The sequence below is a fragment of the Pseudomonas sp. GM60 genome (assembly GCF_000282415.1).
Taxonomy (GTDB): domain Bacteria; phylum Pseudomonadota; class Gammaproteobacteria; order Pseudomonadales; family Pseudomonadaceae; genus Aquipseudomonas; species Aquipseudomonas migulae.
The window spans coordinates 17,301-33,531 of sequence record NZ_AKJI01000163.1 but is presented as its reverse complement, the minus strand read 5'-3'; the positions used below and the strand labels follow the sequence as shown (position 1 = coordinate 33,531).

The 16,231-nt window shown below is 60.7% G+C and carries 14 protein-coding genes; 12 read left to right on the top strand and 2 right to left on the bottom strand.

Annotation, left to right across the window (positions count from 1 at the left end):
* Nucleotides 1-389: 389 nt before the first annotated feature.
* On the bottom strand, nucleotides 390-1,430 hold the full coding sequence (locus tag PMI32_RS01775) for a threonine aldolase family protein (protein ID WP_008035042.1): 1,041 nt from the start codon (nucleotides 1,428-1,430) through the stop codon (nucleotides 390-392).
* 133 nt (nucleotides 1,431-1,563) lie between these two features.
* On the opposite strand from PMI32_RS01775, the gene PMI32_RS01780 reads away from it, so the two are divergent.
* The 9 genes from PMI32_RS01780 to PMI32_RS01820 all read left to right on the top strand — a co-directional run bounded on the left by PMI32_RS01780 (nucleotide 1,564) and on the right by PMI32_RS01820 (nucleotide 12,340).
* Nucleotides 1,564-2,274, top strand: coding sequence for a TraX family protein (locus PMI32_RS01780; protein ID WP_032829216.1), 711 nt, complete (start codon nucleotides 1,564-1,566; stop codon nucleotides 2,272-2,274).
* A gap of 283 nt (nucleotides 2,275-2,557) precedes the next feature.
* Entirely contained in the window at nucleotides 2,558-3,811 is a 1,254-nt protein-coding gene (glyA, locus tag PMI32_RS01785) for a serine hydroxymethyltransferase (RefSeq protein ID WP_008035038.1), read from the top strand.
* A 23-nt stretch (nucleotides 3,812-3,834) separates the two neighbouring features.
* Nucleotides 3,835-5,085, top strand: coding sequence for a sarcosine oxidase subunit beta (locus PMI32_RS01790; RefSeq protein ID WP_007947735.1), 1,251 nt, complete (start codon nucleotides 3,835-3,837; stop codon nucleotides 5,083-5,085).
* A 14-nt stretch (nucleotides 5,086-5,099) separates the two neighbouring features.
* Nucleotides 5,100-5,429: a sarcosine oxidase subunit delta gene (locus PMI32_RS01795; protein WP_008035036.1), complete on the top strand. Its 330-nt coding sequence runs from the start codon at nucleotides 5,100-5,102 to the stop codon at nucleotides 5,427-5,429.
* Nucleotides 5,426-8,443: a sarcosine oxidase subunit alpha gene (locus tag PMI32_RS01800; protein WP_008035035.1), complete on the top strand. Its 3,018-nt coding sequence runs from the start codon at nucleotides 5,426-5,428 to the stop codon at nucleotides 8,441-8,443. Before PMI32_RS01795 ends, PMI32_RS01800 begins: the two co-directional genes overlap by 4 nt.
* A 136-nt stretch (nucleotides 8,444-8,579) precedes the next feature.
* The gene (locus tag PMI32_RS01805; protein WP_008035033.1) at nucleotides 8,580-9,212 is read left to right on the top strand and encodes a sarcosine oxidase subunit gamma; all 633 of its coding nucleotides are present in this window, start codon (nucleotides 8,580-8,582) and stop codon (nucleotides 9,210-9,212) included.
* A gap of 112 nt (nucleotides 9,213-9,324) precedes the next feature.
* Nucleotides 9,325-10,182: a formyltetrahydrofolate deformylase gene (purU, locus tag PMI32_RS01810; RefSeq protein WP_008035031.1), complete on the top strand. Its 858-nt coding sequence runs from the start codon at nucleotides 9,325-9,327 to the stop codon at nucleotides 10,180-10,182.
* Between the two features lie 224 nt (nucleotides 10,183-10,406).
* Nucleotides 10,407-11,606, top strand: coding sequence for a formaldehyde dehydrogenase, glutathione-independent (fdhA, locus tag PMI32_RS01815; RefSeq protein WP_008035029.1), 1,200 nt, complete (start codon nucleotides 10,407-10,409; stop codon nucleotides 11,604-11,606).
* 185 nt (nucleotides 11,607-11,791) lie between these two features.
* Entirely contained in the window at nucleotides 11,792-12,340 is a 549-nt protein-coding gene (locus PMI32_RS01820) for a DUF2780 domain-containing protein (protein WP_008035028.1), read from the top strand.
* Between the two features lies 1 nt (nucleotide 12,341).
* On the opposite strand, the gene yihG is transcribed toward PMI32_RS01820, so the two are convergent.
* Complete coding sequence (yihG, locus tag PMI32_RS01825; RefSeq protein WP_008035027.1) at nucleotides 12,342-13,229, bottom strand: 1-acylglycerol-3-phosphate O-acyltransferase, YihG family; 888 nt, start codon at nucleotides 13,227-13,229, stop codon at nucleotides 12,342-12,344.
* A gap of 267 nt (nucleotides 13,230-13,496) precedes the next feature.
* Between yihG and rloA2 the strand changes: the two genes are divergently transcribed.
* From rloA2 to creC, 3 genes are all read left to right on the top strand, one after another.
* On the top strand, nucleotides 13,497-14,000 hold the full coding sequence (gene rloA2 / locus PMI32_RS01830; protein ID WP_008035025.1) for a retropepsin-like aspartic peptidase RloA2: 504 nt from the start codon (nucleotides 13,497-13,499) through the stop codon (nucleotides 13,998-14,000).
* Nucleotides 14,001-14,074: 74 nt separating this feature from the next.
* The gene (creB, locus tag PMI32_RS01835) at nucleotides 14,075-14,755 is read left to right on the top strand and encodes a two-component system response regulator CreB (protein ID WP_032829217.1); all 681 of its coding nucleotides are present in this window, start codon (nucleotides 14,075-14,077) and stop codon (nucleotides 14,753-14,755) included.
* The gene (creC, locus tag PMI32_RS01840) at nucleotides 14,755-16,173 is read left to right on the top strand and encodes a two-component system sensor histidine kinase CreC (protein ID WP_008035021.1); all 1,419 of its coding nucleotides are present in this window, start codon (nucleotides 14,755-14,757) and stop codon (nucleotides 16,171-16,173) included. The genes creB and creC overlap by 1 nt, the downstream gene beginning before the upstream one ends.
* The last annotated feature ends 58 nt before the right edge of the window (nucleotides 16,174-16,231 follow it).

Genomic DNA, 16,231 nt, shown 5'->3' with positions numbered 1-16,231 from the left:
AAAAAGCCGGCTCCTACAGGGTTTGTGTCGTACGCAGGATGAGAGGTAGGCCGGGAATTTGTAGGAGCCGGCTTGCCGGCGATGGTGGTGTGTCAGGCATACCGCGTCGTCTGGATCGCCAGCAAGCTGGCTCCTACAGGTTTTGTGTCGTACACAGAATGGGAGCGGGGCGGGGATTTGTAGGAGCCGGCTTGCCGGCGATGGCGGTGTGTCAGGCACACCGCGTTGCGGCAATCGCCAGCAAGCTGGCTCCTACAGGTTTTTCGTCGTACGCGGAATGGGAGGCGGGACGGGAATTTGTAGGCGCCGGCTTGCCGGCGATGACGGTGTGTCAGGCACACCGCGTCGTCTGGATCGCCAGCAAGCTGGCTCCTACAGGGTTTGTGTTGTTAGCGGGACATCACTTCGCGAATATCCGCTGCCAATTCACGTACGCGTTCTTCTTCGGTGTCCCAGGAGCACATGAAGCGGGCGCCGCCGTTGCCGATGAAGGTGTAGAAGCGCCAGCCCTTGGCGGTCAGTGCGGCGATGGCCGGTTCCGAGAGTTGCAGGAACACGCCGTTGGCCTGCACCGGGAACATCAGTTCCACGCCCTGGATATCGCTGACCAGTTCCGCCAGCAGTTGCGCACAATGGTTGGCGTGGCGGGCGTATTTGAGCCAGGCGTCGTTTTCCAGGATCCCGACCCACGGTGCCGAGAGGAAACGCATTTTCGAGGCCAGTTGCCCGGCCTGCTTGCAGCGGTAGTCGAAGTCTTCGGCCAGTTTGTGGTTGAAGAACAGAATCGCTTCACCCACTGCCATGCCGTTTTTCGTGCCGCCGAAGCAAAGCACGTCAACACCAGCCTTCCAGGTCAGGTCGGCCGGCGTGCAGCCGAGGAACGCGCAGGCGTTGGAGAAGCGCGCGCCGTCCATGTGCAGGTTCAGCCCGAGTTCTTTGCAGGTGGCGCTGATGGCGCGGATTTCTTCCGGGGTGTAGACGCTGCCGACTTCGGTGGCCTGGGTCAGGGTCACGACGCGCGGTTTCGGGTAGTGAATGTCCTGGCGCTTGAGGGCCACTTCGCGGATCGATTCCGGGGTCAGCTTGCCGTTCTCGGTGCGAGCGACCAGCAGCTTGGAGCCGTTGGAAAAGAATTCCGGCGCGCCGCATTCGTCGGTTTCGACGTGGGCGGTTTCCGAGCAGATCACGCTGTGGTAACTCTGGCACAGCGACGACAAGGCCAGGGAGTTGGCGGCGGTGCCGTTGAAGGCGAAGAACACTTCGCAGTCGGTTTCGAACAGTTTGCGGAAATCATCGGACGCGCGAGCGGTCCATTCATCGTCGCCGTAGGCGCGCTGGTGGCCGTGGTTGGCCTGTTCCATCGCCGCCCAGGCTTCAGGGCAGATACCGGAATAGTTGTCGCTGGCGAATTGTTGGCTCTTATCGGTCATGGCCCTGCTTTCCGTGGTCGGGACGCTTATGGTGAAGCGTCTCGTGGTCAATGATGGTGCGCACTTTACCGAAGATCATCCGGCGAGCACACAGGATGCGTCTGACAGAAAAATACAAAGACGACGGGCGATTATGCACATGACTCAACGGGATGGGGCACTGGATCTGCTCAAGTGGCTGGCGCTGCTGAGCATGGTGCTCGATCACCTGCGATATGTCGGTTATTCCCTCGATCTGCTGTATGTGCCCGGACGACTGGCGTTTCCGTGGTTCTGTCTGGCAATGGCGGCGAACCTGTCGCGTTCACGGCAAGTCACACATCAATGGCGGTATCTGGGCTGGTTGATTCTGTTTAGTGCCATCAGCGAAATCCCTTACAGGATGTTCATCCCCGATCCTGACACCTTGAACGTGCTGCCTACGCTGGCGCTTGGGTTGTTGGTCGCGCGTGGCTGGCAACAAAAGACGCTGCCATCGCGCCTGTTTGCGGTCGCTGCCTTATTGCTGGCAGCGGTGTTCACGGAATACCTGATGTTCGGCGTTTTTGGTGTGTTGTTGCCACTGGCGATGTTGCTGGTGATCAAGCGGCCCTGGTATTTCAGCCTGTTGCCGGGGTTGATCTGTCTGGCCGCCAATCAGTGGGAGGTGCTGTATTACTCCGCCCGGTTGGGTAACAGTGCGGCGATCCCAGGCGTTGCCACTTGTCTGATCGCGCCATGGCTCGGGTTGTTCTTGTTGCGACATGCGCGACGCATCAATCCTCCACCCATGCGGCGCTGGGCGTATGCGCTCTATCCGCTGCATTTCCTGCTTCTGTTACTCGTCCGCCAGATCGCCACCTAACCCCTGTAGGAGCTGGCTTGCCAGCGATAGCGGTGGGTCAGCCGCCATCAATGCTGTATGTGACGCCCTCATCGCTGGCAAGCCAGCTCCCACAGGGTTTACCGCTGATTTGAGAACGGGGCTCGGTCTGTCATTTCCCGCCATGTCGTAAACGCACCTTTGCGTGGCGTCCGTAGGCATTTGACCTGTCTGCGCCGGTCATACCATCGCTATCAAAGGGCACTGCCGAAACGCCGTGCCTTACCGAGACGAATGGCGCACAGATGCCGCTGGGAGAGACGCGATGTTCAGCAAGCAAGACCAGATCAAGGGTTACGACGATGCACTGCTGGCGGCGATGAATGCCGAGGAGCAACGCCAGGAAGATCACATCGAGCTGATCGCGTCCGAAAACTACACCAGCAAACGCGTCATGGAAGCGCAGGGCAGCGGCCTGACCAACAAATACGCCGAAGGCTATCCGGGCAAGCGCTACTACGGTGGCTGCGAGCACGTCGATAAGGTTGAAGCACTGGCCATCGAACGCGCCAAGCAACTGTTCGGCGCCGATTATGCCAACGTGCAGCCGCACTCCGGTTCTTCGGCCAACAGCGCCGTTTACCTGGCCCTTCTGCAAGCCGGCGACACCATTCTGGGCATGAGCCTGGCCCACGGCGGTCACCTGACCCACGGCGCCAAGGTGTCGTCTTCGGGCAAGCTGTACAACGCCGTGCAGTACGGCATCGACACCAAGACCGGTCTGATCGACTACGACGAAGTCGAGCGCCTGGCCGTCGAGTGCAAGCCGAAAATGATCGTTGCCGGTTTCTCGGCTTACTCCAAGACTCTCGACTTCCCGCGCTTCCGTCAGATCGCCGACAAGGTCGGTGCGCTGCTGTTCGTCGACATGGCCCACGTTGCCGGTCTGGTCGCTGCCGGTCTGTACCCGAACCCGCTGCCGTACGCCGACGTGGTGACCACCACCACCCACAAGACCCTGCGCGGTCCGCGTGGCGGCCTGATCCTGGCCAAGGCCAACGAAGAAATCGAGAAAAAGCTCAACGCAGCCGTATTCCCGGGTGCCCAGGGCGGCCCGCTGATGCACGTGATCGCCGGTAAAGCGGTGTGCTTCAAGGAAGCGCTGGAGCCAGGTTTCAAGGCTTACCAGCAACAAGTGATCGATAACGCCCAGGCCATGGCCGGCGTATTTATCAAACGCGGCTACGATGTAGTGTCCGGCGGCACCGATAACCACCTGTTCCTGGTCAGCCTGATTCGTCAGGGCCTCACCGGCAAAGAGGCGGATGCAGCACTCGGTCGCGCCCACATCACTGTGAACAAGAACGCTGTACCGAACGATCCACAGTCGCCGTTCGTCACTTCCGGCCTGCGTATCGGCACCCCTGCGGTGACCACACGCGGCTTCAAGGTGACCCAGTGCGTCACGCTGGCCGGCTGGATCTGCGACATCCTCGACAACCTCGGCGACGCCGATGTCGAAGCGAACGTCGCGCAGCAAGTGTCGGCCCTGTGCGCGGACTTCCCGGTTTATCGCTGAGCGCGGTTTTGGAGTAAATGACTATGCAACGCTACTCGGGCTTCGGCCTCTTCAAACACTCCCTCAGCCATCATGAAAACTGGCAGAAAATGTGGCGCACGCCGACCCCTAAAAAGGTCTACGACGTGGTCATCGTCGGCGGTGGCGGGCATGGTCTCGCCACGGCTTACTACCTGGCCAAGGAACACGGCATTACCAACGTGGCCGTGGTCGAAAAAGGCTGGCTGGGCGGCGGTAACACCGCGCGCAACACCACCATCGTTCGCTCGAACTACCTGTGGGACGAGTCGGCGCACCTGTACGAACACGCGATGAAACTGTGGGAAGGCCTGTCCCAGGACCTGAACTACAACGTGATGTTCTCCCAGCGCGGCGTCTACAACCTGTGCCACACCCTGCAGGACATTCGTGATTCCGAGCGTCGGGTCAGCGCCAACCGCCTCAACGGCGTGGACGGCGAACTGCTCGATGCCAAGCAAGTAGCGGACGAGATTCCGTACCTCGACTGCTCCAAGAACACTCGCTACCCGGTGATGGGCGCTACCGTCCAGCGTCGCGGCGGCGTGGCTCGTCACGATGCCGTGGCATGGGGCTTTGCCCGTGCCGCTGACGCACTCGGCGTGGACCTGATCCAGCAGACCGAAGTGATCGGTTTCCGCAAGGAAAACGGCGTGTGCATCGGCGTTGAAACCAACAAGGGCTTCATCGGCGCCAAGCGCGTCGGTGTGGTCACCGCCGGTAACTCCGGGCACATGGCCAAACTCGCCGGTTTCCGCCTGCCGATCGAATCCCACCCGCTGCAAGCGCTGGTGTCCGAGCCGATCAAGCCGATTATCGACAGCGTGATCATGTCCAACGCCGTACACGGTTACATCAGCCAGTCCGACAAGGGCGACCTGGTGATCGGCGCCGGTATCGACGGCTACAACGGCTATGGCCAGCGTGGTTCGTACCCGGTGATCGAGCACACCATCCAGGCCATCGTCGAGATGTTCCCGGTCTTGTCCCGCGTACGCATGAACCGGCAGTGGGGCGGCATCGTCGACACCACGCCGGATGCCTGCCCGATCATCTCGAAAACCCCGGTCCCGAACATGTTCTTCAACTGCGGTTGGGGCACCGGTGGCTTCAAGGCAACACCTGGTTCGGGCAACGTATTTGCCGCGAGCCTGGCCAAGGGTGAAATGCACCCATTGGCCGCACCTTTCTCCATCGACCGTTTCCACAACGGTGCGTTGATCGATGAACACGGCGCTGCTGCGGTTGCCCACTAACAGGAGAAATCCCCATGTTGCATATCTTCTGTCCTCACTGCGGCGAGCTGCGCTCTGAAGAGGAATTCCACGCATCCGGCCAGGCGCACATCCCGCGTCCACTGGATCCGAACACCTGCACCGACGAGGAGTGGGGCGACTACATGTTCTTCCGCGATAACCCTCGCGGCCTGCACCACGAGCTGTGGGATCACGTTGCCGGTTGCCGTCAGTACTTCAACGTCACCCGCGACACCGTTACCTACGAGATTCTCGAGACTTACAAGATCGGCACCAAGCCACAATTCACCGACAAGACCGATAGCTCGAAAGCGGCTACGACGGCTCTGGGAGAGAAGGTATGAGCCAGATCAATCGCCTGTCCAACGGCGGACGGATCGACCGCAACAAAGTGCTGAGCTTCACCTTCAACGGCCAGACCTACAAAGGCTTTGAAGGCGATTCCCTGGCCGCTGCACTGCTGGCCAACGGCGTCGACATCATCGGTCGCAGCTTCAAGTATTCCCGTCCGCGCGGCATCTTCGCCGCCGGTGCTGAAGAGCCGAACGCCGTGCTGCAGATCGGCGCGACTGAAGCCACGCAAATTCCGAACGTACGCGCCACGCAACAAGCGCTGTACCAGGGCCTGGTCGCCACCAGCACCAACGGCTGGCCGAGCGTGAACAACGACATGATGGGGATTCTCGGCAAGGTCGGCGGCAAGCTGATGCCGCCGGGCTTCTACTACAAAACCTTCATGTACCCGCAATCGTTCTGGATGACTTACGAGAAGTACATTCGTAAGGCTGCCGGTCTTGGCCGCTCGCCGACCGAGAACGATCCGGACACCTACGACTACATGAACCAGCACTGCGACGTGCTGATCGTCGGCGGTGGCCCGGCTGGCCTGGCCGCTGCTTTGGCAGCCGCTCGCAGCGGTGCTCGCGTCATTCTGGCCGATGAGCAGGAAGAGTTCGGCGGCAGCCTGCTCGACTCCCGCGAAAGCCTCGACGGCAAACCAGCCGTGGAATGGGTCGCCAGCGTCCTCGACGAACTGAAGAACACCCCGGACGTGCTGCTGTTGCCGCGCGCCACGGTCAACGGCTACCACGACCATAACTTCCTGACCATCCATGAGCGCCTGACCGATCACCTCGGCGACCGCGCCCCGATTGGCCAGGTGCGTCAGCGCATCCACCGGGTTCGCGCCAAGCGTGTGGTGCTGGCGACCGGCGCTCACGAGCGTCCACTGGTCTACGGCAACAACGACGTGCCGGGCAACATGCTCGCCGGCGCTGTGTCGACTTACGTCCGTCGCTACGGCGTGGCACCGGGTAAAAAACTGGTGCTGTCGACCAACAACGATCACGCCTACCGCGTTGCTTTGGATTGGCTCGACGCCAGCCTGCAAGTCGTGGCCATCGCCGACGCCCGCAGCAATCCGCGTGGTGCACTGGTTGAAGAAGCCCGCGCCAAAGGCATTCGCATCCTGACCGGCAGCGCCGTTATCGAGGCCCGTGGCAGCAAGCACGTGACCGCCGCTCGCGTTGCCGCGATCGACGTCAAAGCCCACGCCGTGACCAGCCCAGGCGAGTGGCTCGAATGCGACCTGGTTGCCAGTTCCGGCGGTTACAGCCCGGTGGTTCACCTGGCTTCGCACTTGGGTGGCAAGCCAATCTGGCGTGAAGACATCCTCGGTTTCGTACCGGGCGAAGCACCGCAGAAACGCGTGTGCGTCGGTGGCATCAACGGCGTCTACGGCCTCGGCGATTCGCTGGCCGACGGTTTTGAAGGCGGCGCTCGCGCAGCCAGCGAAGCCGGTTTCAGCGTGGTCGAAGGCTCCTTGCCGAAAGCCCTGAGCCGTCTGGAAGAGCCTACGTTGGCGCTGTTCCAGGTGCCGCATGAAAAGAACACCGCACGTGCGCCGAAGCAATTCGTCGACCTGCAAAACGACGTCACCGCCGCCGCCATCGAACTGGCGACCCGCGAAGGCTTCGAGTCGGTCGAGCACGTCAAACGCTACACCGCACTGGGCTTCGGTACTGACCAGGGCAAGCTCGGCAACGTCAACGGCCTGGCCATCGCGGCCCGTTCGCTGAACGTGACCATCCCGCAGATGGGCACCACCATGTTCCGTCCGAACTACACGCCGGTGACTTTCGGCGCCGTGGCCGGCCGTCACTGTGGGCACATCTTCGAACCTGTACGCTTCACTGCGCTGCATCACTGGCACGTGAAGAATGGCGCCGAATTCGAAGACGTCGGTCAGTGGAAACGTCCTTGGTACTTCCCGAAAAACGGTGAAGACATTCACGCCGCCGTGAAACGCGAATGCAAAGCCGTGCGCGACAGCGTCGGCCTGCTGGATGCGTCGACCCTCGGCAAGATCGACATTCAAGGCCCGGATGCGCGTGAGTTCCTCAACCGCGTCTACACCAACGCCTGGACCAAGCTCGACGTGGGCAAGGCGCGTTATGGCCTGATGTGCAAAGAAGACGGCATGGTCTTCGACGACGGCGTCACCGCTTGCCTCGCCGACAACCATTTCGTGATGACCACCACCACCGGCGGCGCTGCGCGCGTGCTGCAATGGCTGGAAATCTACTCACAGACCGAATGGCCAGAGCTGAAGGTGTACTTCACTTCCGTGACGGATCACTGGGCAACCATGACCCTGTCCGGGCCGAACAGCCGCAAGCTGCTCAGCGAAGTCACCGACATCGACCTGAGCAACGAAGCCTTCCCGTTCATGACCTGGAAAGAAGGCCTGGTCGGCGGTGTACCGGCGCGGGTGTTCCGGATCTCGTTTACCGGTGAGCTGTCGTACGAAGTCAACGTGCAAGCCGACTACGCCATGGGCGTGCTCGAAAAAATCGCCGAGGCCGGCAAGCAGTACAACCTGACGCCGTACGGCACCGAAACCATGCACATCCTGCGTGCGGAGAAGGGCTTCATCATCGTCGGTCAGGACACTGACAGCTCGATGACCCCGGACGACCTGAACATGGGCTGGTGTGTCGGTCGCACCAAACCGTTCTCGTGGATCGGCTGGCGTGGCATGAATCGCGAAGACTGCGTGCGTGATCAACGTAAACAACTGGTGGGCCTGAAGCCGATCGATCCGACCAAATGGCTGCCGGAAGGTGCGCAACTGGTGTTCAACACCAAGCAAACGATCCCGATGACGATGGTCGGTCACGTCACCTCCAGCTACCTGCACAACTCCCTCGGCTATTCGTTTGCCATGGGCGTGGTCAAGGGCGGCTTGAAGCGGATCGGCGAGCGCGTATTCGCACCGCTGGCCGATGGCAGCGTGATCGAGGCGGAAATCGTTTCTTCGGTGTTCTTCGATCCGAAAGGCGATCGCCAGAACATCTGACACCATAGCCCCTGTAGGAGCGAGGCTTGCCCGCGAAGAACGATGACGCGGTGCCTCAGTAAAACCGAGTCGATGCCTTCGCGGGCAAGCCTCGCTCCCACAGGTGAGATGCAAGAACTTCAGGAACAGGTGCTTTATGACCGCAGCCAATGTTTACCAACAACGCCCAACCACCGGGGCCAAGGCCGAGTCGTCGCTGCATCATGCCGACCTCGCCAGCCTGGTCGGCAAGGGCCGCAAAAACGCCGGCGTGATCGTGCGTGAGAAAAAACTCCTCGGCCACCTGACCATCCGTGGCGATGGCCACGATGCCGCGTTCGCCGCTGGCGTGCACAAGGCCCTGGGCATTGAATTGCCGAGTGCGCTGACCGTGATCGTCAAGGGTGAAACCAGCCTGCAATGGATGGGGCCGGATGAGTATTTGCTGATTGTGCCGACCGGCGAAGAATTTGCCGCCGAGAAAAAGCTCCGTGAAGCGCTGGGCGACCTGCACATCCAGATCGTCAACGTCAGCGGTGGCCAGCAGATCCTCGAACTGAGCGGTCCGAACGTACGCCAGGTGCTGATGAAGTCCACCAGCTACGACGTACACCCCAACAGCTTCCCGGTCGGCAAGGCTGTCGGCACCGTGTTTGCCAAATCGCAACTGGTGATCCGCCACACCGCCGAAGACACCTGGGAACTGCTGATCCGTCGCAGCTTCTCGGATTACTGGTGGTTGTGGTTGCAGGATGCGGCGGCCGAGTACGGGCTTAGCGTTCAGGCTTGAGATTTTATCGCCGGCAAGCCGGCTCCTACAGTTGTTCATCTGACCTGTAGGAGCCGGCTTGCCGGCGATCAACCGCGCAGCGGTTGCCCATAACAACAGGAGTCACCGCACTATGAGCCGCGCCCCAGACACATGGATTCTGACCGCCGACTGCCCAAGCGTCCTCGGCACCGTGGACGCGGTGACCCGCTTTCTGTTCGAGCAGGGCTGCTACGTCACCGAGCACCATTCGTTCGATGACCGGCTCTCGGGTCGTTTCTTCATTCGCGTGGAATTCCGTCAGCCTGACGGCTTCGACGAACAAGCCTTCCGCGCAGGGCTGGAAGAGCGTGGCCAGGCGTTCGGCATGATCTTCGAGCTGACCCCGCCGCATCACCGCCCGAAAGTGGTGATCATGGTCTCCAAGGCCGATCACTGCCTCAACGATTTGCTCTACCGCCAACGCATCGGCCAGTTGTCGATGGACGTCGCCGCCGTGGTTTCCAACCACCCGGACCTCAAGCCGTTGGCTGACTGGCACCAGATTCCGTATTACCACTTCCCGCTCGACCCGAACGACAAGCCGTCGCAAGAGCGTCAGGTGTTGCAGGTGATCGAAGAATCCGGCGCCGAACTGGTGATCCTTGCGCGCTATATGCAGGTGTTGTCGCCGGAGCTGTGCCGCAAACTCGATGGCAAGGCGATCAATATCCACCACTCCCTGCTGCCCGGTTTCAAAGGCGCCAAGCCGTATCACCAGGCCTATAACAAGGGCGTGAAACTGGTCGGCGCCACAGCGCATTACATCAACAACGACCTGGACGAAGGCCCGATCATCGCCCAGGGCGTGGAGGTGGTGGACCACAGTCATTACCCGGAAGATTTGATCGCCAAGGGGCGGGATATCGAGGGGCTGACGTTGGCGCGGGCGGTTGGGTATCACATCGAAAGAAGGGTGTTTTTGAACGCCAATCGCACCGTCGTTCTTTAGATTTTGGGGCTGCTTCGCAGCCCATCGCCAGCAAGCCGGCTCCTACAGGGATTGAGGGCCGCCACAAAATTCGGCAATGGACGCGATCCCCTGTAGGAGCCGGCTTGCTGGCGATGAGGCCCTTACAAACAACACAAGACACACAGGCAATAACCCGAGCAATCAACGCGCCGCCGATCCTGGGCGACGCGGCTATTACATAAAAACAACAGCGAGGTGAAAGCATGTCTGGCAATCGTGGTGTGGTGTATCTCGGCGCTGGCAAGGTCGAAGTACAGAAAATCGACTATCCGAAAATGCAGGACCCGCGTGGCAGGAAGATCAATCACGCCGTGATCCTGCGCGTGGTTTCCACCAACATCTGTGGTTCCGACCAGCACATGGTGCGCGGTCGTACCACCGCTCAAACCGGTCTGGTACTGGGTCACGAAATCACCGGTGAAGTGATCGAGAAGGGCAGCGACGTCGAGAACCTGCAAATCGGCGACCTGGTGTCCGTTCCGTTCAACGTGGCTTGCGGGCGCTGCCGTTCCTGCAAGGAAATGCACACCGGCGTCTGCCTCAGCGTTAACCCGGCGCGTCCGGGCGGTGCTTACGGTTACGTCGACATGGGCGACTGGACCGGCGGCCAGGCTGAATACGCAATGGTGCCGTACGCTGACTTCAACCTGCTGAAACTGCCTGACCGCGATCGCGCGATGGAAAAAATCCGCGATCTGACCTGCCTCTCCGACATCCTGCCGACCGGTTACCACGGCGCAGTGACTGCCGGCGTTGGCCCAGGCAGCACGGTGTACATCGCCGGTGCCGGTCCGGTTGGTCTGGCGGCTGCCGCTTCCGCTCGCCTGCTGGGTGCGGCAGTGGTCATCGTCGGTGACGTCAACACCGTTCGCCTGGCGCACGCCAAGGCGCAGGGCTTCGAAATCGCCGACCTGTCCCTGGACACCCCACTGCACGAACAAATCGCTGCATTGCTGGGTGAACCAGAAGTGGATTGCGCCATCGACGCCGTGGGCTTCGAAGCGCGCGGTCACGGCCATGACGGCGTGAAGCACGAGGCTCCGGCCACTGTGCTCAACTCGCTGATGGGCGTGGTTCGGGTAGCCGGCAAAATCGGTATCCCAGGCCTGTACGTCACCGAAGATCCGGGTGCCGTGGACGCCGCCGCGAAAATGGGCAGCCTGAGCATTCGCTTCGGTCTGGGCTGGGCCAAATCCCACAGCTTCCACACCGGCCAGACCCCGGTGATGAAGTACAACCGCCAGCTGATGCAGGCGATCATGTGGGACCGCATCAACATCGCCGAAGTGGTGGGCGTTCAGGTGATCAGCCTGGATCAGGCACCGCAGGGCTATGGCGAGTTTGATGCGGGCGTGCCGAAGAAGTTTGTGATCGATCCACACAAACTGTTCAGCGCGGCATAAGGCTTCACGCAATGCAAAACGGCGACCCTCGGGTCGCCGTTTTTGTTTGAGTCATCCATCTGTCCGGTGACGAACGGGCTCAAAATGGGCGTAGCGCTGAGGAACATGCCGGCAGAAGCCGAGTCAAACCGGCAGGTTTTTCCGCCCATTGCCGGGCGGTTTTCATGGCTCAAGAGGATGTCTGGATGAAGGTTTCACGTGGTTTTGTACTGGCATCGCTCATGACTCTGGTGGCCAGTCCGGTCTTCGCTCAGTTCAGCTTGAGTGATGCAGCCAGTGCCATTTCCGGCATGAAGGGCGACAACGCCGCCACAGCGACAGCGCCGACTGCTGAAACAGCCGATCTGCTGGGTGCGCTCAGCGAGTTGAACCTGACGCCACAACAATTGCTTGGCGGTACCGGAGCGATGCTCGGCCTGGCGAAGAATCAATTGAGTTCGACCGACTATTCGGAACTGGCCCAAAGCGTACCGGGCATCGACATGCTGTCCGGCGGCGGTGAACTGGGTGCCATCGCCGGTTTGCTCGGTTCGTCCGGCAAGGTGGCCGGGCTGGACAATGTCTTGGGCAACGTCAAGGACACCAATGACCTGAACAATGCGTTCAGCGCATTGGGCATGGAAAGCGGCATGATCGGTCAGTTTGCCCCGCTGATTCTGCAATACCTCGGTCAGCAGGGCGTCGCCGGTTCGCTGCTGCAGAACCTGGGCGGGATCTGGGGCGCCGGCACCTGATTCAGCGGCGCTCGGCGCGCAAGGCGTCGATGCGCCGGTCCTTCTCGATCCAGAGCTGGTTGACCCAGTTCTGGACCGTTTCGCGAAACACCGGATCGTTCTCGTAATCGCCCTGCCACAGCGCGGGGTCGAGTTCGCGGGTCTTGATGTCGATGATGACCCTTGGCACGTTGCCGCTGATCAAATCCCAAAACCCCGGAATCTTCTGCTGCGGATACACCACCGTCACATCGAGAATGGCGTCCAGCTGTTCACCCATTGCCGCCAGCACAAACGCCACGCCGCCAGCCTTGGGCTTGAGCAAATGGGTGAACGGTGACTGCTGCTGAGTGCTTTTCGCCGCCGTGAACCGGGTGCCTTCCAGGTAATTGACCACCGTTACGGGCTGGCGCTTGAACAGCTCGCACGCGGCTTTGGTGATCTCCAGATCCTTGCCGGCAAGTTGCGGGTTCTTTGCCAGAAAGGCCTTGGTGTAGCGCTTCATGAACGGGTAATCCAGTGCCCACCAGGCCAGGCCGAGGAATGGCACCCAGATCAGTTCTTTCTTGAGGAAGAATTTGAAAAACGGCGTGCGCCGGTTGAGCGTCTGGATCAATGCCGGAATGTCCACCCAGGATTGGTGGTTGCTGATCACAAGGTACGACGTGTCGACCCGCAGGTCATCGCCGCCCCGCACGTCCCATTGCGTGGGGATGCACAGACGGAAGATCAGCTTGTCGATCTCGGCCCAGGTCTCGGCGATCCACATCACTGCCGCTGATGCGTAATCACGCAAGCGGCCGGGCAGGACCAGTTTGAGCAGGGCAAACACCATCAGCGGCCCGAACAGGACCAGGGTGTTGAGCAACAGCAGCAGGGTAACGAAACAGCCGGTGAGCAGGCGGCGCATAAGTAACTCTTGAAAGCGTCTGGGCGCGCCATGATAAGCAGCTTCGGGCGGCAGGCCAAATCGGGGGGGAACGAATGTTTCACGGTTGCGTGGGTATGCTGGAACTGTGGTGATCATTCCGGCCTCTTCGCGGGCAAGCCTCGCTCCTACAGGTTTCCCGCTATCCATGTAGGAGCGAGGCTTGCCCGCGAAGCGATCTCAAGAACGAACGAATTGCCCACTGACGGTCTAAAATTCCGCTGCCCACTTTCCCAGGATGCCCCTTACGTGAAATCCCTCATCGCATTGCTTTCCCTCGTGGCCCTTCCGGTCCTGGCCGCCGAGCCGACCCTGTACGGTCGCTACGAATACATTGCGCTGCCGGAAATCGGCGGCGAAGTCCTCAAGGCCAAAATGGACACCGGCGCCCTGACCGCCTCGCTGTCGGCCAAGGACATCGAAACCTTCACCCGCGATGGCGATGAATGGGTGCGCTTCCGTCTCGCCACCAAAGACGCGAGCAACAAGGTCTACGAACACAAGGTCGCGCGGATCAGCAAGATCAAGACCCGCTCCGAAGAGGACGAGGGTGAAGATGTAGCGGCGCCCACCAAGCGCCCGGTGGTCGATCTGGAACTGTGCCTGGGTAACGTCAAGCGCACGGTTGAGGTCAACCTCACCGACCGCAGCAGCTTCAACTATCCGCTGCTGATCGGCGCCAAAGCCCTGCGTGAGTTCGGCGCGGCCGTGAACCCGGCGCGACGTTTTACGGCGGACAAGCCCGACTGTTGATTTCAAGTGGTCTCATTGACGTGACATGAGGCATGGGGCACCGTTCGCCCACTCAACTGCCGGGCTCGGACGCCATGCCTCATATCCTGATTGTCGAAGACGAAGCGGCGATTGCCGATACCCTGATTTTTGCCTTGCAGGGAGAAGGGTTCACCACCACCTGGTTGAGCCTTGGCGCTGCTGCGCTTGAACATCAGCACCAGACACCGGCCGATTTGATCATTCTGGATATCGGTCTGCCAGACATCAGCGGCTTTGAAACCTGCAAGCAGTTGCGGCGTTTCAGTGAAGTCCCGGTGATTTTCCTCAGCGCGCGCGATGCCGAAATCGACCGCGTGGTGGGACTGGAAATTGGCGCCGATGATTACGTCGTCAAGCCATTCAGCCCGCGGGAAGTGGCGGCACGCGTCCGGGCGATTCTCAAACGCATGGTCCCGCGAGCATCGCCCAATGTTTCTTCGGTGTTATTTCGCATCGACAACGAGCGCGTGCAAATCAGCTATCGCAATCAGGCCTTGAATCTCACCCGCCATGAATTCCGATTGCTGCAATGTCTGATCGAGCAACCCGAGCGCGTCTTCAGCCGCGAGCAATTGCTCGACGCGTTGGGGGTTGCGGCTGATGCCGGGTACGAGCGCAGCATCGACAGCCACATCAAGAGCGTGCGCGCCAAATTGCGTCTGGTGAAGGCTGATGCCGAACCGATCCAGACCCATCGCGGCCTCGGTTACAGCTACAGTCCGGGGCACAGCTGATGCCCTTGGGGATCCGGATATTCCTGGTCTATGTGCTGTTCATCGGCCTGACCGGCTACTTCGTGCTGAACACCGTGATGGAGGAAATCCGCCCCGGTGTGCGTCAGTCCACCGAAGAAACCCTGGTCGACACCGCCAACCTGATGGCCGAAATCCTGCGCGATGATTTCAAGGCCGGCACGCTCAATCAGAACCGTTGGCCCGAATTGCTCAAGGCCTATGGCGAGCGGCAGCCGAAGGCGAGCATCTGGGGGTTGCCGAAAAATCAGGTCAACCACCGTATCTACGTCACCGACGCCAAGGGCATCGTGGTACTGGATTCCAGCGGTGTGGCGGTGGGTCAGGATTACTCGCGCTGGAACGATGTTCTGCTGACTTTGCGCGGTGAGTACGGCGCCCGCTCCAGTCGCAGCGATCCGAATGATGCCAGCTCTTCGGTGATGCACGTTGGTGCGCCGATCCGCGACAACGGTCGGATCATCGGCGTGGTCACCGTGGCCAAACCCAACAGCTCGTTGCAGCCTTACGTCGATCGCACCGAGCGTCGATTGCTCGCGTATGGCGCCGGGCTGATCGGCCTCGGCTTGCTGTTTGGTGCGTTGCTGTCGTGGTGGCTGAGCGCGGCATTGCGGCGCTTGACCGCTTATGCGAAAGCCGTGAGTGAAGGCCGGCGAGTCGAGGTTCCGCACTATCGCGGCGGCGAGCTGGAGCAACTGGCGACCGCCGTGGAACAGATGCGCACGCAGCTCGAAGGCAAGGCCTACGTCGAGCGTTATGTACACACGCTGACCCATGAATTGAAGAGCCCGCTGGCGGCGATTCGCGGTGCGGCGGAGTTGCTGCAAGGGGAGATGCCGTTGGCGCAACGGCAGCGTTTCGTCAGCAACATCGACAGCGAAAGCGTGCGGATGCAGCAGTTGATCGAACGGTTGCTGAACCTGGCGCAGGTTGAGCAGCGCCAAGGCTTGGAAGAGCGGGTGGTCGTGCCGTTGGCGGATTTGGTCGATGAGTTGCTGAGTGCTCAGGCCGGGCGCATCGAAGGCAAACGGTTACGCGTGGATCAGGCGATTCCAGGGGATCTGGCGCTGACCGGTGAACCGTTTCTGTTGCGTCAGGCGCTGGGTAATCTGCTGGAAAATGCGCTGGATTTCACGCCGGTGAATGGCGTGCTGCGATTCAGCGCCGAGCGGATTGGCGAACAGATTGAGTTCAAACTGTTCAATCAGGCCGAAGCGATTCCCGAATACGCGTTGCCGCGATTGAGTGAGCGCTTCTACTCGTTGCCGCGTCCGGACAGTGGCCGCAAGAGCACCGGGCTTGGGCTCAATTTTGTGGAGGAGGTGGTGAAGCTGCATGGCGGGACATTGAGCATTGGCAATGTCGAGGGCGGGGTTGAAGTGACTTTGCGTCTGGCTTAGAACCGAGTCGCGGCCAATCGCCGGCCCAGTCTCCACATAATCTCCATACTTCCCCCAC